The sequence below is a fragment of the Fusobacterium varium genome, from assembly GCA_021531615.1.
GTDB classification, from domain to species: domain Bacteria; phylum Fusobacteriota; class Fusobacteriia; order Fusobacteriales; family Fusobacteriaceae; genus Fusobacterium_A; species Fusobacterium_A varium_C.
The window spans coordinates 1-21,784 of record JADYUE010000020.1; the positions used below are offsets into that span (position 1 = coordinate 1).

General features: G+C 30.1%; 16 protein-coding genes. 6 read left to right on the top strand and 10 right to left on the bottom strand.

Going from position 1 to position 21,784, the window contains the following annotated elements:
• Nucleotides 1-80: 80 nt before the first annotated feature.
• The 4 genes from I6E31_07510 to I6E31_07525 form a co-directional block, all read right to left on the bottom strand.
• A complete protein-coding gene (locus I6E31_07510; protein ID MCF2639816.1) occupies nucleotides 81-1,778 on the bottom strand; it encodes a phosphoadenosine phosphosulfate reductase family protein in 1,698 nt (565 codons plus the stop codon).
• Nucleotides 1,741-1,965, bottom strand: a complete 225-nt coding sequence (locus tag I6E31_07515) for a hypothetical protein (GenBank protein MCF2639817.1) — start codon at nucleotides 1,963-1,965, stop codon at nucleotides 1,741-1,743. Before I6E31_07515 ends, I6E31_07510 begins: the two co-directional genes overlap by 38 nt.
• Before the next feature lie 94 nt (nucleotides 1,966-2,059).
• Entirely contained in the window at nucleotides 2,060-2,641 is a 582-nt protein-coding gene (locus I6E31_07520; protein ID MCF2639818.1) for a methyltransferase domain-containing protein, read from the bottom strand.
• The gene (locus I6E31_07525; GenBank protein ID MCF2639819.1) at nucleotides 2,641-4,953 is read right to left on the bottom strand and encodes a DEAD/DEAH box helicase family protein; all 2,313 of its coding nucleotides are present in this window, start codon (nucleotides 4,951-4,953) and stop codon (nucleotides 2,641-2,643) included. The genes I6E31_07520 and I6E31_07525 overlap by 1 nt, the downstream gene beginning before the upstream one ends.
• Nucleotides 4,954-5,384: 431 nt before the next feature.
• On the opposite strand from I6E31_07525, the gene lepA reads away from it, so the two are divergent.
• Nucleotides 5,385-7,187 (top strand): elongation factor 4, encoded by a 1,803-nt coding sequence (lepA, locus tag I6E31_07530; GenBank protein ID MCF2639820.1) that lies wholly within the window; start codon nucleotides 5,385-5,387, stop codon nucleotides 7,185-7,187.
• A 176-nt stretch (nucleotides 7,188-7,363) separates the two neighbouring features.
• Nucleotides 7,364-8,041, top strand: coding sequence for a GntR family transcriptional regulator (locus I6E31_07535; protein MCF2639821.1), 678 nt, complete (start codon nucleotides 7,364-7,366; stop codon nucleotides 8,039-8,041).
• Nucleotides 8,042-8,539: 498 nt separating this feature from the next.
• Here I6E31_07535 and I6E31_07540 read toward each other — a convergent pair whose 3' ends face one another.
• From I6E31_07540 to I6E31_07565, 6 genes are all read right to left on the bottom strand, one after another.
• Nucleotides 8,540-9,946 carry a flavocytochrome c gene (locus I6E31_07540; GenBank protein MCF2639822.1) on the bottom strand — a complete coding sequence of 469 codons (1,407 nt, stop codon included), beginning with the start codon at nucleotides 9,944-9,946 and terminating at the stop codon, nucleotides 8,540-8,542.
• Nucleotides 9,947-10,060: 114 nt separating this feature from the next.
• On the bottom strand, nucleotides 10,061-10,621 hold the full coding sequence (gene rnmV, locus I6E31_07545; protein ID MCF2639823.1) for a ribonuclease M5: 561 nt from the start codon (nucleotides 10,619-10,621) through the stop codon (nucleotides 10,061-10,063).
• 144 nt (nucleotides 10,622-10,765) lie between these two features.
• Nucleotides 10,766-11,605, bottom strand: a complete 840-nt coding sequence (locus I6E31_07550; protein ID MCF2639824.1) for a 3-hydroxybutyryl-CoA dehydrogenase — start codon at nucleotides 11,603-11,605, stop codon at nucleotides 10,766-10,768.
• Nucleotides 11,606-11,685: 80 nt separating this feature from the next.
• The gene (locus tag I6E31_07555) at nucleotides 11,686-12,462 is read right to left on the bottom strand and encodes an enoyl-CoA hydratase/isomerase family protein (GenBank protein ID MCF2639825.1); all 777 of its coding nucleotides are present in this window, start codon (nucleotides 12,460-12,462) and stop codon (nucleotides 11,686-11,688) included.
• A 97-nt stretch (nucleotides 12,463-12,559) separates the two neighbouring features.
• Entirely contained in the window at nucleotides 12,560-13,741 is a 1,182-nt protein-coding gene (locus tag I6E31_07560) for an acetyl-CoA C-acetyltransferase (protein ID MCF2639826.1), read from the bottom strand.
• A 367-nt stretch (nucleotides 13,742-14,108) separates the two neighbouring features.
• Nucleotides 14,109-15,608, bottom strand: coding sequence for an ABC transporter substrate-binding protein (locus I6E31_07565; protein MCF2639827.1), 1,500 nt, complete (start codon nucleotides 15,606-15,608; stop codon nucleotides 14,109-14,111).
• Between the two features lie 565 nt (nucleotides 15,609-16,173).
• Here I6E31_07565 and I6E31_07570 point away from each other — a divergent pair.
• From I6E31_07570 to I6E31_07585, 4 genes are all read left to right on the top strand, one after another.
• Nucleotides 16,174-16,440, top strand: coding sequence for a hypothetical protein (locus tag I6E31_07570; GenBank protein ID MCF2639828.1), 267 nt, complete (start codon nucleotides 16,174-16,176; stop codon nucleotides 16,438-16,440).
• A gap of 144 nt (nucleotides 16,441-16,584) precedes the next feature.
• The gene (locus I6E31_07575) at nucleotides 16,585-17,022 is read left to right on the top strand and encodes an ACT domain-containing protein (protein ID MCF2639829.1); all 438 of its coding nucleotides are present in this window, start codon (nucleotides 16,585-16,587) and stop codon (nucleotides 17,020-17,022) included.
• A gap of 206 nt (nucleotides 17,023-17,228) precedes the next feature.
• Nucleotides 17,229-19,712: a DEAD/DEAH box helicase gene (locus I6E31_07580; protein MCF2639830.1), complete on the top strand. Its 2,484-nt coding sequence runs from the start codon at nucleotides 17,229-17,231 to the stop codon at nucleotides 19,710-19,712.
• The gene (locus I6E31_07585; GenBank protein ID MCF2639831.1) at nucleotides 19,699-21,771 is read left to right on the top strand and encodes an HDIG domain-containing protein; all 2,073 of its coding nucleotides are present in this window, start codon (nucleotides 19,699-19,701) and stop codon (nucleotides 21,769-21,771) included. The genes I6E31_07580 and I6E31_07585 overlap by 14 nt, the downstream gene beginning before the upstream one ends.
• The last annotated feature ends 13 nt before the right edge of the window (nucleotides 21,772-21,784 follow it).

Sequence of the window (21,784 nt, forward strand, 5' to 3'; positions counted from 1 at the left end):
TTGAAAAAAAGTAAAAAAGGTGTTAATACATTTAAGTACCAACACCAAAAATTATACACCCTTTTTTCTCCCAATATGCTCTAATTTTTTGTTTTCAAGTATCTATCCATCAAGCAACCACCAACTAAATATTTTGGTGTTACACACATTTTGCATCTTTTACACTTGTTAGGGTTTATATGATACTCATCATATTTTATTGTAATAGCTCCAAATTTACACAACGACTCACATTTTAAACATTTTCTACAAGCATTGTATTTTTTAATTTGATAAGCTATCATTCTTTGAAGATCATCATGTTTCTCTACATTCATTGTTTTAATCTTTACAGAATACTCATATCCCTCTTGAACAAATGGTTGTATAGATATAATAGGTATATTTGTTTTTATATCTACTATAACTCTTTCTTTAACTAATTTTCTTCCTAACTCTGGAGCATATCTTCCAAAAGGTAAAAATAGCTCATAAAACCATTCATCTATACTTTTATTCAATTGGTAAATTTTTGCATGATCTTCAGCAGTACAATTTGCAAATTTGATTTTTACATCTTCAGCAGATTCTAAACCATTTCCCCCTTGTCTAGCTTTCCATTTTCCACTACTTACATAGATTTCAGGATCAGGTTTTCCTATCTTTTTAGCAAAGGAGATTAGAAACTCTTGCCATTTTTTACTCTTTTCAGGCATATAGATACTTGATAAAAATTGAGCTCTCTCATTGTTATTAGGGCAACACCAACAACCTACCCTGTCATATCCCAATCTATAAGCATCGTTAAAATCTATCTTTTCTCCTAAGATATATAGCCATATATCAATATCTTTCCAATAGAAGATAGGAGAGGCAACAGTTTGTTTATTTATCTTTATAGCATCAGCACTATTTTCCACCCTGTTATATTTACTTCTACTTACAGATTCACACTTTCTTATTCCATAAAATGTCAATACCTGTTTATCTTTATAGAGATTATTTAAAACTCTTGTAATAGGTCCTGTTTTAAACATAGAACAACACCATCTCAACATTCTTGCTGGTGGTCCAATATCCTCACAAACTTTGTAGAAGTCTTGTTCTTTGTTCTTAGCTACTTTAAATATAGCTTTTCTATTTTCCTCTCTAAATCTCTTTACATACTCCATTGTCATAGGAAACTCAAGGGTAGTATCTCCAAATATATGTACTAAACTAGGCTCACTTAAAGCTCTTACTGCTAAATCAGCTGAAACTGTTGAGTCTTTTCCACCAGAGAATGAAAGTATTATATTTTCTAGAGGGTAATCTTTACTTGTTTCTTTTATAAATTCACAGGCCTCTGTATATAGATAGTTAGCTCTATTTCTATTGGCAACTATAAATTTCTCAATATATTTATTAAAAAATTCATTTTTATTTAAAAAAGCGAACTTTTCCAATTGTAATATTATCTCATCTGGAGTATATTTTTTATAGTGTTTTGAAGTTATAGAAAATATCTCTCCATTTACATAGTATCTATTATTTGATGCCCAAACACTTTTCTCTAAAAATTCAAGAGGTTTACTTAATAAAATCTCTATTAACAATCTCTCTTCTGGAAAAACAGGACGAATATCAGTAGTTAAATATTTAATATTTGATTCACAACAAGGACAGGTTAAATCCTCTCCTTGTTTTTTTATTATAGGAATATTGCAATTTTCACACCAATATATTAAATCTTCATCTGTTGTCATTACTTTTTCATTCATATTACAACTCCTTTTCTCCTTGTGCAATTTTGAAATCATCTAAAGTTGTAGCAGAATGTTTTAAATAGAATTTTCCACCATTATTGACAATCTCTATATCCTCACCAGATATATTCAGATCTATTTTTTTACTATTTCTAATCAATTCAATTTTACTTTCTAAAGCATCTAAATATGTTAAAGGTTTCATTTTAAAAAGATTTTCTTTAGCTGTTAATATATCCATTTTCTCTCTCCTTATCATACTTTTATTTAAACAAGTAAAGTTTCTATTTTGTAATAGAAGATTCGCTTTTTTAAATAAAAACGTACTCTTTAATCTAAAAATTTTTTAATACTATATTAAACCATTTTTCATTTTTTCTATCTGCTCTTACATCTTCAGTTATAAACCATTGTAAAATTTTATTTTCAAACTCTTTTTCTAATTTTATAAATTTCTCATATGTAAAACAAGTGAATTTTCTTCCATCTTTCTCATAGTTCTTATCTCCATATTTAAAAGAGATATAAACTATCCCATCTCTTTTTAAACTTTTAAATATCTTTCTTAAAGTTTCTATTATCTCATCCTCATCTAAATGTAATAGTGATGCACATGCCCAAATTCCAATAAACTCATTTTGATAGTGTAAATTTCTCATATCTTGAATAATCACTTTTTGCCCAATATACTCACTAGCCCTCTTCCCAAGCTCCTCTGATATATCCATAGCCACCACTTCAAAACCATTTTCTAAAAAGTATTTTGAATCTCTTCCACTCCCACAACCTAAATCTAAGATTTTTCCTTTATTACATGGAAGATTTTTTAAAAATATATCATATAGTTCACTCATATCGGCTTTTACTGTTTGATTAAAAAACTCTTGAGCATTTTTGTTGTAATAATCTTTTGTCATCACTCCTCCATATACTTTCTTCTAAAATAGTTAACAACCCTATAATCTATTCTCTCTTTTATCTCCTCAAGAAGATAACTACTACTTTTAATCTCGTCATATAGTAGAGAGTTTAAAATAAATCGTTTATTTTCATAAGTAAAAAACTCTATATTTTTTCCCTTTTCAGTAAGATATTTTATAGGATTGTCCTCTGCTAATTTCTGATATTTTTTATCATCAAGATCTGAATGTTTTTTATTATTAAGATCTTTTTTATGTACCTCATCTAAATAGAAGTTTTTAAAATACTCTCCTATCACCTTTAAATCAACCTCTTTCTTAAGATTATCAAACAGAGAAAGGAGCAAAGGCATTTTATAGGATTTTGTCATAGATGTTGTTTCTAAAAATTTTAAAAAGCTAATTGTATTTTCCGAGTACCCTTTTTGCTCATCACTTAAAATTTCCATCTCTTTTTGGAAATTATACCAACTTTTAAAAGTTTTCAAGTACATATGGACTGGAATTTCTCCATAAGTATACACTTCCATAATTGTAGGGATCTTTTCTAATTTTTCTATTAACTTTTTATAATCCTCTTTTATTAACTCTTCCTGTCTAAGATTTTTTCTCTTTAACTTTTCAAAATACTCAATAAGTTTAAAATCAAACTCTGCACTACAACCAGTAGGAAGTAAAAAATCTTTATCAGTAGTATTTATAACTCCTTTGTTTTTAGTGTAGTTCCCAGTAAGAAAAAGTGGCTTTAATTCAGCTCCCTTATAATTTCCTACAAAATCTAAAACCCTCAACTTATCCTTACCTTCATATTTTCTTAACCCTCTACCTAACTGTTGAATAAAAATAGTATATGATTGTGTAGGTCTTAAAAATAGCAGGGTATCAATACAAGGGATATCAACCCCTTCATTAAATATATCAACTGTAAAAATTATATCTATCTCTCTATTTTTAAACTTATTAATTATCTCCTGCCTTTTGGCTATTGAGGTTTCTCCTATTATAACATCATTAGCTATACCCTTTTTCCTAAAAAAATTACCTAATTCTATACAATGCTTTACACTGGCACAGAACCCAATAGTATGTTTTTTTCTAAACTCCATATATTTTTCATATACAAGTTGATGTCTTTTCTCTACAATCAAAGCATTTTCTAAAGAGGTAATATCATATTTTCCACTTCTCCAAGGTATAGGCTCATAATCTGTGTCGTCATAAATTCCAAAATATTCAAAGGGAGCTAACCAACCATTATTTATACCAACAGTGAAATCACATTGATATGCAATATTATAATCACATAGTTTATATACATCTCCATTATCTCCTCTATCTGGAGTGGCAGTTAATCCCAATAGAAATTTAGGCTTAAAATAGTTAAGAACCTTTAGATAACTTTTTGAACTACTATGATGAAACTCATCTATAATGATGTAATCAAAAATTTCCTTTGAAAAATAGTTTTCATTTAAGTAATCATCTTTGCTCAATGTAGAGATACTAGCAAAAACTATATCTGAATCTTTATCCTTTTCAATTCCTGTGAAATATCCATAACTTTTATTCTCACCATAGACACTTTCAAAGGATCTCTTTGCTCCTCGTAGTATCTCATCTCTATGAGCTATAAATAAAATTCTATTAAAGCTCATAGTGTCAAAAACAGCTAGATAGGTTTTTCCTAAGCCTGTGGCTACTACTACCATAGCCTTTTTATACCCCTCTTCACGAGTTTTTGACAACTCATAGAGAGCTGGTATCTGAAAGTTTCTCGGCTCTATAATTAAATCTGTTTTTTCGCTTTCCTTTGGATCAAATAACTCTCCAAACTCATCTTTTCTATATCTTTTTTCATACTCTCTTAACCACTCTAAAGTAAGATCAAAACTATTTCTCTCATAAAGTTCTGAAAACTCCTCTAAAATCTCTTGTACTTCACTATTTTCCTTAGAGGTAAGGTGATAGTTCCATTCTACTCCACTTATCAAAGCTGAATAAGATATATTTGACGAGCCTATATATATTTCAAAATTATCATCTTTTTTAAATATATAACTTTTAGGGTGAAAAGATTTGTTCAAAGGATTATCAAAGATTTTAACTCCACCTATATCCACCAATCTATACAGAGCATTTGGCTCACTAACTTTCATATAGTCACTAGTTAAAATTTTTATCTTTTTCCCCTGCTCCTTAGCCTCTTTCAGATCTTTTATTAAAAGTTTCATTCCTGAATCTCTAATAAAAGAGACATTCATTATAATCTCATCTGAGTTTTTTATAGATTCTCTCAATGATTCATACATTGTTACTCTATTATTTGATATTAACCCATAAAATTTCACCTATTTTTTTAATTATAAGTTTCTCCATTTTATTCATTATATCACTTTTTTATTATCTTTTAAATATAAAATTAAGCAATAATTAAAAATAATAATTCTTTTTTAATAAATATTTTTTTATTATTAAGTTATCTTTTTTTGTTATCTATTTTCAAATTATTTAAAATTTTTAAATATTTACCTTTTATTATAGAAAAATACTTATTAATATCTCTCTCAATCATCTATAAATATTGACTTTTATAAGGATAACTGATATACTTATAAAGTTATAGTTAAATTTATATTTCCCATAAATTTAACTATATTTAATAAATTTGTATTTACAAGATTTGGAAATTCTTTTATAATATTATGTAAGATATAAAACGATTTAGGAGGAAATAGATACTATGTTGCAAAAGCACAAAAGAAACTTTTCGATTATTGCTCATATAGATCACGGAAAATCTACAATAGCAGATAGACTTCTTGAATTTACAGGAACTGTTGCTAAAAGAGAGATGAAAGAGCAACTTCTTGACTCTATGGAACTTGAAAGAGAGAAGGGAATTACTATAAAAGCTCAAGCTGTTACTCTTTATTATACAGCTAAAGATGGTATTGAATATGAATTAAACTTAATTGACACTCCAGGACACGTTGACTTTATATATGAGGTTTCAAGATCTCTAGCAGCTTGTGAAGGAGCATTACTTGTTGTTGATGCTGCTCAAGGTGTAGAGGCTCAAACTCTAGCAAATGTGTATTTAGCTATTGAAAATGATCTTGAAGTTGTGCCAGTTATCAATAAAATTGACCTACCTGCTGCTGATCCTGAAAAAGTTAAAAATGAGATTGAAGATATAATTGGACTTCCTGCTGATGATGCTGTTATGTGTTCAGGAAAAACAGGAATTGGAATTGAAGATCTTCTTGAAGCTATTGTTCAAAAAGTTCCTGCTCCTGCATATGATGAGGAAGCTCCTTTAAAAGCTCTAATTTTTGACTCTAAATTTGACGACTACAGAGGAGTTATCACATATGTTAAAATATTAGATGGAACTCTTAAAAAGGGAGATAGAATTAAAATCTGGTCTACTGAAAAAGAGTTTGATGTTTTAGAAGTTGGAGTTTTCTCTCCTACAATGAAACCTAAAGATGCTTTAACATCAGGGTCAGTTGGATATATTATCACAGGAGTTAAAACTATTCACGATACAAGAGTAGGGGATACAATTACAAATGCAAAAGAACCTTGTATATTCCCACTAGCTGGATTTAAACCTGCTCAATCAATGGTATTTGCTGGAATTTATCCACTATTTACTGATGATTATGAAGATTTAAGAGATGCTCTTGAAAAATTACAACTAAATGATGCTTCACTTACTTTCGTTCCTGAAACATCAATTGCCTTAGGATTTGGATTTAGATGTGGATTCTTAGGGCTACTTCACATGGAAATAATCGTTGAAAGACTTAGAAGAGAGTATGATATTGACTTGATCTCTACTACTCCATCAGTTGAATACAAGGTTAATATGGATAGAGGAGATGTCCTTGTAATAGACAACCCTTGTGAGTTCCCAGATGCTGGAAAGGGTAGAGTTTCAGTAGAAGAACCATTTATTAGAGGTAAGGTAATTGTTCCTAAAGAGTATGTTGGAAATGTAATGGAGCTTTGCCAAGAGAAGAGGGGAATTTTCATTGGTATGGACTATATTGATGATACTAGATCACTTCTTACTTATGAACTTCCACTAGCTGAAATTGTAATAGATTTCTATGATAAGTTAAAATCAAGAACTAAAGGTTATGCTTCTTTTGAATATGAAGTTGTAGGATATAAAGAATCTGATCTTGTTAAAGTTGATATCCTAGTTTCTGGTAAACCTGTGGATGCTTTCTCATTTATTGCCCACAAAGATGGAGCGTACTCAAGAGGAAGAGCTATCTGTGAAAAATTAAAAGATGTTATTCCTAGACAACAATTTGAAATCCCTATTCAAGCTGCTTTAGGTTCTAAAATAATAGCTAGAGAAACTATCAAAGCATTTAGAAAGAACGTTATTGCTAAATGTTATGGTGGAGATATCACAAGAAAGAAAAAACTTCTTGAAAAACAAAAAGAAGGAAAGAAAAGAATGAAGAGTATAGGAAATGTTGAGATACCACAAGAGGCATTTGTATCTGTACTTAAATTAAATGATTAATAGCTAATTTACAAGGATTGATTTCTATAATTATAGAAATTAATCCTTTTTTATTATAAAATAGAAAAAAATTGTTATTTTATTAAAAAAAGATTCTTAAATTTTTAAAAAATTTGTGTGTTTTAAAGAGATATGTTATAATAAATAAAGGATACTTATTAAAGAGAGGTAATAGTATGAAAATTTATAATAACATTATGGGAAAAACAAGTTTTAGTTTTACATATAGAATATTAAAAGAAAATATATTAAGACTTGATATGAAACCTGGAGAGGAGATAAAGGAGTTTGAGTTATTGGCAACATTGGGAATGAGCCGTACTCCTGTTAGAGAAGCTCTTATTCTTTTAAAACATGAGGGATTAGTTGAAAATATACAAAATGGAACTTATATTTCAAAAATAGATAAAGACAAATTTAAAGATGGAACATTAATGAGAATGGCAATAGAGGAGAAAATACTTTTAAAAGCTTGTGATCACTTTCCAGAAGAGTATTTAGAAAAGCTTGAGAAGAATTTAGAGAAGCAAAGATATATTATGAAAACTTCAAGAGATTATATTGAATTTCGTAATGTGGATTTAGAGTTCCATCAAATAATTTTTGAAGGAGTTGGACATAAAAATTTATTTACATTTATGACAGATGGATTTTTAGATTATCAAAGAATGGGAGTTATGTTTTGTGTAGATAAGATTAGAGATGATTTTGTTTTTCAAGGACATAAAGAGTTCTTTAACATCATTAAAGAGAAAAGGAAAGATGAAGTCGTGCCAACACTTGCTGCACATCTAAATCGTTTAATTGAAAAATTTGATGATATAGCTTCTGAACATCCATACTATTTTAAATAAAAGCAACTACTAAAAGAGGGTTAAGTTTAAACTCTCTTTTTATTTTATCTTTGTGTATCTACTAAGATAACTAAATTTTTTAAAACTTATATTTGTAACTACTCACCTATTACCTATAAATATTATAAAAAGTAAAATTTTATCCCAATATCAACTAGAGCCGTAATTCACTAGAGAATATTAGAATCCGTCAGCGAAATGAAGTTAAGAAAATGCAACGTGTTTGAGACGAAGTCGAGTTTTGCATTTTCAACGGAATAAGCCTAGGGATTCTTTATTCTTTAGTATGAAGGCTAGTTGATATTAAAAATATAAGTTTTGAAAATTAATCTTTAAAAGATAACCTAGTATTATAAAAATTGAACTTTGAACTAGATAATCTTTTGTAGACTTTACACAGCTGAGTAGATACTTATATTTTTATATATTTCTAAATTTACTTCAAAAATAAAAAAGCTGAGCAATATAATTATCACTCAGCTCAAAATCATATTTTAATTATTTAGTTTTTTTAGCAAAATCAGCTGCATTTTCTCCAGCAGTTTTTCCATAAACTGTAATATCTGTTACAGCATTTCCACCAATTCTGTTAGCTCCGTGTACTCCACCAGTAATTTCTCCAGCAGCAAATAATCCAGGAATTACTTTTCCATCAGCAGTAAGTACTTCAGCATTTGTATTGATACGTACTCCACCCATTGTGTGGTGAACAGCAGGTGATACTTCAATAGCATAGAATGGAGCTTTTACAAGTTCTCTAGGTAAAGCAGTTTTACCAAAGTCTTTATCTTCTCCAGCTTTTACATATCCATTGTATTTAGCCATAGTTTCAACTAAACCTTTAGGATCTACACCAATTTTTCCAGCTAATTCTTCAACAGTTGCACCTTCAACAGTAAATCCTTTTCTTACATAACCATTGATTGCTCCTAGTTTTTCTCTTACTTCTTGGTCAAATACTAAGAAAGCACTTTTTCCAGTTTGTTCAAGTTCAGCTTTAGAAACAACGTCTCTAGTTTCAAGTTCACTTACAAATCTTTTTCCTTCTCTGTTTACAAGGATAGCTCCCTCTCCTCTAACTGCTTCAGTGATCATAGCTGTTTTCTTATGTACTACTGTAGGGTGAGTTTGAATTTCAGTCATATCAACTAAATCTCCTCCAACAGCTTTTACCATTTTAATTCCATCTCCTGTAATAGCAGGGCTGTTAGTTGATCCAAATCCTTCTAATGATGGTTTGTATTCAGCTACCATTTTAGCATTAGCTCCAAATCCTCCAGTTGCCATTACAACAGCTTTAGCAGTGATATTGTAAGTTTCACCTTTATGTTTTACTTCAACACCAGTAACTTTATCACCAGTTTTTATTAATTTAGTAACTTCACTTTCTGTTCTTACATCGATTCCATCTTTTTCAGCAGTTTCAGCAAGAGCATCAACGATAACTGGTCCTACTGCTTGTCCTCCAGTTGGTCTGTGAGTTCTTTTTGCACTTTGTCCTCCAGTGAATACAACTTCACTAAGATCTGCTCCTCTTTCTGTTAACCAATCAATAATATTAGCTGAATCAGCAGTAAGTTTTTTTACTAATTCAGGGTTGTTAACATTTTTTCCACCTTTCATAGTATCTTTGTAGAATAGTTCAGCATTATCTTCTATTCCTAATTTTTTTTGTAATTTAGTATTAGCAGCATTGATTCCAGCAGTTGCATAGTTAGTATTTCCTCCTAACATTAGCATTTTTTCTACTAAAACAACTTCTGCTCCTTTTTCTCTAGCAGCGATAGCAGCTGAAAGCCCAGCTCCTCCTCCTCCAACAACAACTACATCAGTAGTAATATTTTCAGCTCCATAAGTAGCTGCAAATGTCATAGCAGCTAATAAGCACATCAATTTTTTTCTCATTTTCCCACCTCAAAATTATTTTATATATAGAGATAATTCTCTTATTTATATTATATATTATTTTACAAAAAAATGTCAACAATTAATATCTACTTTTTTTCTAATTTTAAAATATTATTTTTCCTCAGCAATAACTTCACTTAAAGCTTTTTCAAATTCATCTTTATTTATACCATATCTGTTTAATCTTGAAAGAAATTGTTTTCCATTAGAATATCCAATTCCCAACTTCCCACCAACTTTTTCTCTTCTGATACTTGCTTCGCTGTTTCCTACAAGTCCACAATCCATCAAATAAGCCATATCAAAGTTTTCTGGGATACTATCAACTACACTGCATCTAGCTTTCTCTAAAGCATTGATTATAGCTTCTGGATTAGCATTTTCAACCCCTATATCTCCATCTTTTGTCCCTTCTATTCTTCTGATATAAGCATCTTTAGCTTCTGGGAAAAATTTATGAATATATTTTCTAATCTCTTCTCCAGCATGATCAGGATCTGTTAAGATGATAATCCCTCTATTTTTATTAGCCACTCTTATTTTTTCAATTGTTCCAGCTTTTCTTACTGCAAATCCATTTACTTGGATTATCTCTGCATCAACAGCAGCTTTTACAGCTGAAATATCATCTCTACCCTCAACTACTATTATCTCTTTAATTTTTTTCTTCATTTTTACCTCTCATTAAATCTATCTTATTTTTTACCTTATTATTGTATCAGAAATTCAAGAAAAATAATAGTAAAAAATAGAAACAAATCTAATTTATTAGCATAAAAAAACAGCCCTATAAATAGAGCTGTTTTAATTACTGAATTATTTTGCGTAGTTGAAGAATCCTTCTCCAGTTTTTCTACCAAGTTTTCCTCCTCTAACCATTTTTCTTAGTAATGGATGAGGTCTGTATTTAGAATCTCCAAATTCATTGTAAAGAACTTCCATGATAGCTAGACATACATCTAGTCCAATTAAGTCTCCAAGAGCTAGAGGTCCCATTGGGTGGTTAGCTCCAAGTTTCATTGCATTGTCGATTCCTTCAGCTGATGCAACACCGTCAGCTAAAATTCCAACTGCTTCGTTGATCATAGGAATTAATACTCTGTTTACAACGAATCCTGCTGCTTCTTCTACTTGAACTGGTACTTTACCAATTTCTTCAGAGATAGCTTTGATTTTGTCAACAACTTCTGCTGGAGTGTTAAGTCCTGCAATAACTTCTACAAGTTTCATAACAGGTACTGGGTTGAAGAAGTGCATTCCGATAACTGGTCTGTTAAGTCCTGCACCAATTTCAGTTATAGATAGAGAAGATGTATTAGTTGCAAATATTGCTTCTGGTTTGCAAATTCCATCTAGTTCTTTGAAAGTTTGTTTTTTGATTTCCATGTTTTCTAAAGCTGCTTCAATTATTAAGTCGCAATCTCCACAAATATCTTTAGTTCCAGTAGTTATTTTTGCTAATACAGCGTCAACAGTAACTTGATCCATTTTTCCTTTAGCTATCATTCTTTCGAATCCTTTAGCTATTTTAGCTTTTCCTCTTGCTGCGAATTCAGCATTAATATCACAAAGTACTACTTCGTATCCTTCTGTTTGTGCAAATGTTTGTGCTATACCAGAACCCATAGTTCCTGCACCGATTACTCCTACTTTCATTTTACATCCTCCTAAAATTTCATTTGATCTTATATAAATCTGAGGGTAAGATTATCCTCTAAAAAAATTAGATTCTTAAATTATTTGTTTTGGAATCCTTCAACTTTTCTTTTTTCTAAGAATGCTTTCATTCCTTCTTTTTGGTCTTCTGTTTCAAAACAGCTTCCAAATAGTTTTTCTTCTATAACAATAGCTTCATCCATAACAGCATCTAATCCTTCGTTGATAGCTTTTTTACAAGCACGAACTGCTATTGGAGCATTTTTAGCTATTTTTCCAGCTAATTTTTTAGCTGCTGGCATTAATTCTTCTAATGGATAAACTGCATTTACTAATCCTATTCTATAAGCTTCTTCAGCTTTAACATTAGTTGCTGCATATATCATTTCTTTAGCTTTTCCAACACCTATGATACGAGCAAGTCTTTGAGTTCCTCCAAATCCTGGAGTAATTCCTAAACCTACTTCTGGTTGTCCGAATACTGCGTTTTCAGAACAAATTCTGATATCGCAACTCATAGAGATTTCGCATCCTCCACCTAGAGCAAATCCATTGATTGCTGCTATTACAGGGATAGGGAAAGTTTCAAGTTTTCTGAATACATCGTTTCCGATTTTTCCGAAAGCTTCTCCTTCAGCTTTAGTTAAAGTACTCATTTCTCCGATGTCAGCACCAGCAACAAATGATTTTTCTCCAGCTCCAGTAAGGATAAGAGCTCTTGTAGTTTCTAAATTAATTCCATCTAAACAAGCATCTAGTTCTTTTAAAACATCGCTGTTTAAAGCATTTAATGCTTTTGGACGATTGATAGTTATTACACCAACAAAACCGTCTTGTTCATATGTTATGAAATTCATCACAATTACCTCCTAATAATTCAGTATTAAGGAAAGGAATTACTTCCCTTCCTTAAATTTATATTGAAGTCTTTATATTCTTAATCTAGGAATAAAATTAGTCTCTCTTAACGATAGTAGAACATCCCATTCCACCACCGATACAAAGTGTAGCAAGACCTGTTTTAGCATCTCTCTTAGCCATTTCATGAAGAAGAGTTACTAGAATACGACATCCTGAAGCTCCAACTGGGTGTCCAAGAGCTATTGCTCCTCCGTTTACATTAAGTTTAGAAGTATCAAATCCTAAATCTCTTCCTACTGCAAGTGATTGAGCTGCGAAAGCTTCGTTTGCTTCGATAAGATCAAAGTCTTTGATTTTCATTCCTGTTTTAGCTAATACTTTTCTTGTAGAAGCAACTGGTCCAATTCCCATGATTGATGGATCTACTCCACCTAATGCTCCTGCAACCCAAGTAGCCATTGGAGTTACACCAAGTTCTTTAGCTTTTTCTTCACTCATAACAACTATTGCTGCTGCTCCATCGTTGATACTTGAAGCGTTAGCTGCTGTAACCATTCCATCTTTTTTGAATGCTGGTTTTAATTTAGCAATTCCTTCAGCAGTAGTTCCTGCTCTAGGTCCTTCGTCTTTAGATACAACGATATCCCCTTTTTTACCTTTTATAACAACTGGAACAATTTCAGCGTCGAATTTTCCTTCTTCTTGAGCTTTAACAGCTTTTTGTTGACTTGCTGCTGCAAATTCGTCTAATTGTTCTCTAGTTAATCCCCATTGATCACAAATATTTTCAGCTGTAATTCCCATGTGGTAGTTATTGAATGCATCCCATAGAGCATCATTTACCATTGAGTCTACTAATTCAGCATTTCCTAAACGGTATCCATAACGTCCTTTTCTTAATAGGTATGGTGCTGCTGACATGTTTTCAGTTCCTCCAGCTACTACGATATCAGCTTCTCCAGCTTGAATCATATTTGCTGCCATATTAACTGCATTTAGTCCTGATCCACAAACTACGTTGATTGTTACTGCAGGAGTTTCAATAGGTAATCCTGCTTTTAAAGATGCTTGACGAGCTACGTTTTGTCCTAAACCAGCTTGAATTACACATCCCATAAGAACATGATCAACTTTATCTGCTGGTACTCCAGCTCTGTTTAAAGCTTCTTTAATAACTGTTGCTCCTAAATCTGCTGCTCCAACTCCACTTAGAGCTCCTCCCATTGATCCGATTGCTGTACGACATGCTCCTGCTAAAACTATTTTTTTTGCCATAATCTTATTCCTCCGTTCCTTAATCTTTATTCTTAAAAACCGAAATTCCAAAGATTTGAAATTTATTGTAGTTTTGTCTATAAATCAATATTAGCATAATGTTTTTTTAATTGCAAGAGAAGAAGTTAAAAATTTATTTTATGAACCATTTTTTATGAATTATGAACATTTTTTCAACAACTTACCTTTTATTCACAACTGATTTTCTTTATTCTTCTTTATTCTAAAGGAAAAATTATTGTATTCTCTCTTTAAAAAACATCTTTTTACTATCTTTAAATTTTAAAAATTCATTTTCTATTAAAAAAAGTGAATTAAAAATTTATTTAGCTATAAAGTATGGTTATTTTTTTACCACTTAATCTTTTTACTCTATATCAGTCTTATAAAGGATATGATTACCATTTGGGTTAAAAATAAATCCAGTTACCCTTTTATTCATTCCTATTATATAAGTTTTATAATCTAAAGGTAATAGTGGCACCTCATCTCCTATTATTCTATTTACCTCTACATAGTTTTTCTCTCTTAAATTTGAGTCTGAAGTTTTTCTAGCCTCATCTAATAATCTATCTACCTCTTTATTATTGTAAAAACTTCTATTTCCAACAGCTCCTGCTGAAGTTGAGTGTAAAAGTGGATAGAATCCATAATCAGCATCTCCAGTACTTACATACCATAAACCTATTAGCATATCATGTTGTCCATTAGCTGAGAATTGTAGAAATGATGATAATTCTAACACTTGAATAGATATATTTATTCCTATCTCCTTTAAATTTGACTGAATAATTTGAGCCATTTGCATTCTAGTAGGTTCTTCATATATCCAAAGTTGATAGTTTAATTCTCCCTCTACTCCTGCTTCTTTTAAAAGCTCTTTTGCTCTCTCTGGGTTATACTCTTTTATCTTTGCATCTTTATCATAACCAAAAACACTTGGGGCTAAAAGTGATGGTGCAATCTCTGTCATCCCTTCAAACACAGCTGTTGCTATATCATTTTTATTTATTCCAAGTTCAATAGCTTGTCTTATTCTTTTATCAGTGATTTTTTGAGTATTAATTGAAACAAAATCTGTTCCTAAAGATGATTTACTAATAAATTTTAACTTTTCATCTTTTAATAATCCTTTGACATCTGTTGACGATATATCGTAAGCGATATCAATCTCTCCAGTTTCTAAAGCTATAAGTCTATTTGAATTTTCTGGAATAGTAATAAATGATAAATCTTTAACCTTAGCCTTTCCTTGAAAATATTTGTCAAAAGCTTCTAGTTCAACTTTTTCCCCTATTCCCCATTTCTTTATCTTATAAGCTCCTGTTCCAACTAAATTAACTCCCTCTTCATTTGGAGTTACCTCCTTTACAATGGCTATTGAAGAGTGAGCAAAGTTATGAAGAAGAATTGTAGGGGCATTTTTTTGAATAATCTTAACTTGATACTCACCTAAAGTTTCTACATCTTCTATCGCCTCTACTAAAACTTTACTTATAGGAATACTCATATTTCTCTTTAAGCTCTTCTCTACATCTTTTGCTTTTAATTCACTTCCATCATGGAAATATATACCTTTTCTTAAATTTAAGATTATTGAGTTGTCCTCTTGAATTTCATAGCTTTCTACTAATTCTGAAACAAGTTCTCCATCTTCAGTAAGAGCAAACAGATTATTATAAATTTGCTTAGTAACTGCTAGAGTTGAACTATCAGTATGTCTGTGTGGATCAAAAGAACGTGGCTTATAACCAAAAGCAACTTTTAAATTTTTTTCAATTTTAGGTACTTCTACCCTTTTCTCCTCTGTTTTTTCCATACAAGCTGGGAAAATTAATGAGATTAATAAGATTAAAATATACTTCATATCTCCTCCAAATTTTATTTTATGTTGTGTCAATCTTATAATACACCATAAAATTCTATTTTGCTATCTATATTTTACAAAATAAAATTGAAAGGAACAACAAAAAGAGAGATGCAACTCTCTCTTCCTGTTGAGCTAATAAATTTATAAATCAATATTAAAATATAAGGGACTATTTTCCATATCTGTTATAACCATCTATGGCATTATTAAGAACTTTATCTGCCTCAGCTTTTCTAGCAAAACCATTTACTTTTATATCTTCTCCAATACCTTTATAATTTACAAACCAAGTTTGTAGAATAGTTAAAGTTTAATGTTTTTTTTATTATAATTATTCTATGTTAATTTAATATTTATTTTTAGTTAAAACCTTGTAAAATTTTTCTCCCCACTTCTAATATTTTAGTTTAAATAGCTCTACTAAAAATTCTAAAATTCACGAAGTTTTAACCATTAGTTTCATTGACTTTTTATAAAACTTATGTTACTATGAAATAAATTTTTATGGATATTTTGGGGATGATAATTAAAACAATTATTTAAATTTGAGGTGAAATTAAGAGTGCTATTAAGTTTTTTACTTTTTATATTGACGTTTATATTAACTGTTTATGGTGTAGAATATGTTTTAGATCCTTTTGGGCAATTTCTTTTTGTAAATCCTGTTGAAATAATAGGATCTTTAGCTTTTTCAATAGCTTATGTTACAGGAGTTCCACCTAAAATTTCTATATTTATAGGAGTTGCAATTTTAGCTATACCAGCTATTATTTTAGTTATCTTATTTAATAGACGTAGAAAAAATAAAAGAAAGAAAAAGCTAAGATAAATTTTTTACAATAGAATAAAAGGAATAAAATGTTAAAGGGAGAAAATCTTTTTAACATTTTTTTATAAAATAATTGATAATTTTCTTTTTTGATGGTACTATTTTTATAGATATACACAGTAAATTGAACAAGAGGAGGAGAGAATGGGCAAAGAATTCTTAATAGTAAGTAAAGAGATACTTCCAGATTATTATGATAAAGTTATTGAGGCTAGAAATCTTTTAAGTGAAGGAAAGGTAAAAGGTGTCAGTGAGGCTGTAAAGATGGTTGGAATTAGTAGAAGTACATACTATAAATATAAGGACTTTGTCTTTACTCCATCAGAAAACAGCATAGGGAGAAAAGCTCTTATCTCAGTTATGTTAGCTCATAAAAAAGGAGCTTTATCAGAGGTGCTAAATTATATATCATCTGTTAATGGAAATATTCTTACAATTAACCAAAATATTCCTATTAATGATGTAGCATCTGTTATTATATCGATGGATATTTCTGAAACTACCATCACTATTGAAGAGATAATAGTTGCTTTAAAAAAATTTGATTTTGTTAAATCAGCAAAATTAGTTGCAATGGAATAGAAATAATATAACACCTAAAGTCTTGTACTGCACCCAAAATCTTAGACAGCTAAGATGGAGGGTGTTTTTTATATTATTTGTCAATTGAGAATAATATAGAAAATAAACTATGTTAAAAAGAGGCTCAATTAGAAAAAAGACTTTATATTTTTGCTGAAAAGAGGTATTATATATGTAAATATTTATAATAGATGAAAGGAACTTTAATGGAGATAAAGGAAAAAATATCTTTTGAAGCTAGAGAAATAATAAAAAATGAGATAGAACAAGCTGGGGGAAATGAGGTATTTTTTAGAGGAATACCTGATGAAACAGGAATAGTTAAAGAGGTAGTTGTCCTTGCTAGAGGAAATAAAACTTCAGTTCCTGCTATATTAAAGGCTATGAAAAAGGGAGAGGTTATAATTCATAACCACCCATCTGGTTTTTTATATCCTTCAGATGCTGATGTAGAGATTGCTTCTATCTATTCTAATAGAATGGCTGGAGCATCATATATAGTCAATAACAATGTAACAGAGATATATGTAATAGTTGAACTATTTAGAGATGATAATGTAAAAATTGATATAACTCCATATTTTGAAAAAACTGGGCTTTTATCTCAGGTTTTTCAAGGGTTTGAATATAGAGATGAGCAATTACACATGGCTAAACATATAGAAAAGGGATTAAATAGTGAAACTAAAGTTATAGTTGAAGCTGGAACAGGAACAGGGAAAACTTTAGCATATTTGATTCCAAGTATAGAGTGGGCTATAAAAAACAAGAAAAGAGTTATTATCTCTACAAATACAATTAATTTACAAGAGCAACTTTTAAATAAAGATATTCCCATAGCTAAGAAAGTTATACAGGGAGATTTTAGATATATCCTTGTAAAAGGTAGAGGGAACTATCTTTGTAATAGAAAATACTCAAATGTTTCAATGGGAGAGAATATAAATGCCCAAGAGTTTAATGATCTTCAAAAAATACAGTTTAAAGAGATAATAAAATGGGGGCAAAAAACTGAAAAAGGGGATAGAGCTGAACTTCCTTTTGAGGTAGATACAAGTGTTTGGGAACTTTTTCAAAGTGAAACAGATATTTGTGCAGGTAATAAGTGTCCATATAAAGGGGAGTGTTTCTTTCTTAAATCTAGAGAGGAGAAGAAAAATGCAGATATTTTAATTACAAATCATCATATGTATTTTTCAGATCTAGCTATTAGAAAGGAGATAGGATTTAATACTGAATATTCAATACTTCCAGAGTATGGAATGGTGGTTTTTGATGAGGCTCACAATGTGGAAAAGGTAGCTAGAGATTATTTTTCATATGAGGCATCAAAGTATAGTTTTACAAAAACTATGAACCAAATATTTGCAGTTGAAGGAAAGAAAAAAAATACAGGTAGTCTTGAAATTATTCAAAAATACATAAAAAATCATGGAATAGATCACAGAGGTATTTTAGAAAAAGAGATTGAAGAGATAAAATTAAAACATAAAAATCTTTATTTAGCTGGAAGAGAGTATTTTAACCATATTATTGAGGTGTTCTCAAATGGACAGATGGGAACTTTTACATTTAGAGCTAAAAAAGATGAGATGGACAATTCTCCTTTCTTAAGCTCTCTTATAGATTTTAGAGAGAGATTTAATAGTGAATATAACTCATATAGTAGAAAGGTGAGGGAGTTTATAAAAGAGATTAGAGATGAAGAGGATGAAAATGGAAATATCAATGATTTTATAAAATATGTTGATAGATTGGATAACTTCTTTAATAACTTTAGATTTATCAATGATTTTGATGATGAAGAGTTTATCTATTGGATAGAGGTAAATAGTAGAAAGAGTAACTCAAAATTAGTGGCAACACCTTTAAAGATAGATAGTGAACTTCAAAAAACTCTATATCTAAATCTGAAACAAATAGTATTTACCTCTGCAACAATAGCAATTGGAAATGATTTTAAATATTTTAAAGAATCTATTGGACTTGAGGAAGATACTTTAGATAAGGTTATTCATTCACCATTTAATTATGATAAGCAGATGAAAGTATATATTCCATCAGATATTCCAGATCCTTCAGATAAAACTTTTACTGAAGAGATAGCAGAGTTTTTAAAGGCTATGCTGATAAAATCTAAGGGGAAAACTTTTGTTCTCTTTACCTCATATTCAACTTTAAACTATATGTATTTTATGTTGAGAGATGAGTTAGAAGCCAATGGAATAGAGCTGTTTATCCATGGTAAAGCTCCTAGAACTCAACTTGTAGATATGTATGTAAAAGGTAGAAACCCTGTGCTTTTTGGAACAGACTCTTTCTGGGAAGGGGTAGATATAAAGGGAAGACAATTGAGTTCGGTAATTATTGTTAAGATTCCTTTTAAAGTTCCTAGTGACCCTGTAACAGAGGCTATTATAGAGCATATTACTGCTCAAGGGAAAAACTCTTTTATTGAGTATCAAGTCCCAGAAGCTGTAATTAAATTTAAGCAGGGGATAGGGAGATTAATAAGAAGTAAAAGCGACAGTGGAACAATAACTATCTTAGATAACAGGATAATAAAGAAAAAATATGGTAGATATTTTATAGAGTCCATACCTACAAAAAATATAAATGTAATGGGAAAAACAGATATATTAAAGGATATAGCAATGAATAGCAAAGGTGAGAACAATGAAAAAATTTAGCTTATTTGGACTTAAATTTATGTTTGAAGTAAAGAGAAGTAGTAAAAATGATGTGGAACTTTACTCTACCTCTTATGCTTTAAGAGAAAAGATAATATATTTAATATTAATAATGTTTATTATAGCATTTAGCTCAAAAATTGGATTACTTTCCAAAAATAATAATTACAGTGTAGGAGATGTGGTTATATCTGATATCTATGCACCTAAAACAATAGTTTTTAATGATAAAAGTGCTAAAGAAAAGATAATAGAAAATATGATTGCTCAATCTGGAAAGGAGTATATCTACTCAGCAGATGCAGGAAGAATATATTTAGAAACTTTTGATGAGTTTTTTGATGATATCTATGCACTAAAAAATAACAAGGATAGCAATGTAGATTTTAAAAATTTAGAAAAGGACACTGGTAGAAGAATACCAGATACAATGGTAAAAGGTTTGCTATCACTAAAAGTTCCAGAGATTATGAAACTTCAAAAAGAGACAAGAAAATTCTTAGAAAATCTATATGAAAGTGGTATCATACAGGAAAAAGCAACTATAAAATATAGATCTCCTTTTGATAAGAAAATAGAAAAGCTCTCAAATCTTCAAAGACAAGTAGTAGAAACTTTTGCTGCTCCTAACTATATTTATGATGAAGGAAAAACAAAAAAAGCTATTGAAGAGAAGGTTTCTCAAATTAATGATCAATATATTGAGATTAAAGCAGGAACTTTAGTTGCTAAAAAAGGTGAGATTTTAAATGAGAGAAGAATAAAGATTCTTGAATCTTGTGGAGTGTACTCATATAAGAAAAGTTTAGGAATAATGATGGCAAATTTAACATATCTATTTATTATTTCTACTCTGTTCTATCAAATTATATTTAATAGATATAAAAAAGATATTTTAAGAAAAAGCACATATAGAAGTACTGTTCTAATAATTATAGCTTTCTTCTTAACATTTAGATTTATAAATAATGACTTGATATATTTAATGCCAGCAGATACAGCACTATTTTTATTGGTACTCTTAACTAATACAAAATATGGTTTAATGATGATCTCATTTATGTTGTTCTTCCTATTGCCTATAATTGATTATGATTTGATATTCTTAGTTATGAATATTGCATCAATGACTTTTGGTGCTTACTTAATTAAAAAGGTAAATACAAGAGCAGGACTAATAGCTGTGGGAATTCAAATGGCTGTATTAAAAGTAGCAACTTTTGGATTATTAAGTTTCTTCTCAGAGGTAGAAACTTTTGGAGCTGCATTAAAATCTGGAGAGATTATTGTATCTGGACTTGTTTCTGGAATGATTGCAATTGCTCTTCTCCCATATTTTGAAAAGACATTTAATATTTTAACTCTTTTCAAACTTTTAGAGCTAGGAGATCTTTCACATCCATTGTTGAAAAAATTATCTATGGAAGCTCCAGGAACTTTCCACCACTCAATGATGGTGGCTACACTTTCTGAAAATGCAGCAGCAGCAGTGGGAGCCAATGCAGTATTTGCAAGGGTTGCAGCATATTATCACGATATAGGAAAATGCAAAAGACCTCAATTCTATGTGGAAAATCAACAGAATGGAGAAAATCCTCATAATAAAGTTTCACCTTTTATGAGTAATCTTATAATCACATCTCACACTAAAGATGGTGCAGAGATGGCAAAACAGTATCAGATACCAAGAGAGATAAGAAATATAATGTATGAACACCAAGGGACAACGTTCCTAGCTTATTTCTATAATAAAGCAAAAGCTTTAGATCCAACTGTTACAAAAGAGGAGTTTAGATATAGTGGACCTAAACCAAGAAGTAAAGAGTCTGCTATTATAATGCTTGCTGACTCTATTGAAGCAGCTGTTAGATCTTTAGATGAGAAAACACCTAGAGCTATTGAGGAAATGTTAAGAAAGATTATCAATAGTAAAATTGAAGATAATCAACTTTCAGAAGCTGATTTGACATTTAAAGAGATAGAGATAATAATACAAACTTTTGTTAAATCATTAATCAGTATACACCATGTAAGAATAAAATACCCAGGACAAAAATAATAAAGAGGAGAAA

What these genes read in the sequence shown, in the direction of transcription:
- I6E31_07580 (MCF2639830.1), top strand. Translation starts at nt 17,229, where the DNA reads ATGGAGATAAAGGAAAAAATATCTTTTGAAGCTAGAGAAATAATAAAA.
- I6E31_07540 (MCF2639822.1), bottom strand. Translation starts at nt 9,946, where the DNA reads ATGAGAAAAAAATTGATGTGCTTATTAGCTGCTATGACATTTGCAGCT.
- I6E31_07525 (MCF2639819.1), bottom strand. Translation starts at nt 4,953, where the DNA reads ATGTATGAATCATTGAGAGAATCTATAAAAAACTCAGATGAGATTATA.
- lepA (MCF2639820.1), top strand. Translation starts at nt 5,385, where the DNA reads ATGTTGCAAAAGCACAAAAGAAACTTTTCGATTATTGCTCATATAGAT.
- I6E31_07555 (MCF2639825.1), bottom strand. Translation starts at nt 12,462, where the DNA reads ATGAATTTCATAACATATGAACAAGACGGTTTTGTTGGTGTAATAACT.
- I6E31_07585 (MCF2639831.1), top strand. Translation starts at nt 19,699, where the DNA reads ATGAAAAAATTTAGCTTATTTGGACTTAAATTTATGTTTGAAGTAAAG.
- I6E31_07520 (MCF2639818.1), bottom strand. Translation starts at nt 2,641, where the DNA reads ATGACAAAAGATTATTACAACAAAAATGCTCAAGAGTTTTTTAATCAA.
- I6E31_07510 (MCF2639816.1), bottom strand. Translation starts at nt 1,778, where the DNA reads ATGATTTCAAAATTGCACAAGGAGAAAAGGAGTTGTAATATGAATGAA.
- I6E31_07575 (MCF2639829.1), top strand. Translation starts at nt 16,585, where the DNA reads ATGGGCAAAGAATTCTTAATAGTAAGTAAAGAGATACTTCCAGATTAT.
- I6E31_07535 (MCF2639821.1), top strand. Translation starts at nt 7,364, where the DNA reads ATGAAAATTTATAATAACATTATGGGAAAAACAAGTTTTAGTTTTACA.
- rnmV (MCF2639823.1), bottom strand. Translation starts at nt 10,621, where the DNA reads ATGAAGAAAAAAATTAAAGAGATAATAGTAGTTGAGGGTAGAGATGAT.
- I6E31_07565 (MCF2639827.1), bottom strand. Translation starts at nt 15,608, where the DNA reads ATGAAGTATATTTTAATCTTATTAATCTCATTAATTTTCCCAGCTTGT.
- I6E31_07560 (MCF2639826.1), bottom strand. Translation starts at nt 13,741, where the DNA reads ATGGCAAAAAAAATAGTTTTAGCAGGAGCATGTCGTACAGCAATCGGA.
- I6E31_07550 (MCF2639824.1), bottom strand. Translation starts at nt 11,605, where the DNA reads ATGAAAGTAGGAGTAATCGGTGCAGGAACTATGGGTTCTGGTATAGCA.
- I6E31_07515 (MCF2639817.1), bottom strand. Translation starts at nt 1,965, where the DNA reads ATGGATATATTAACAGCTAAAGAAAATCTTTTTAAAATGAAACCTTTA.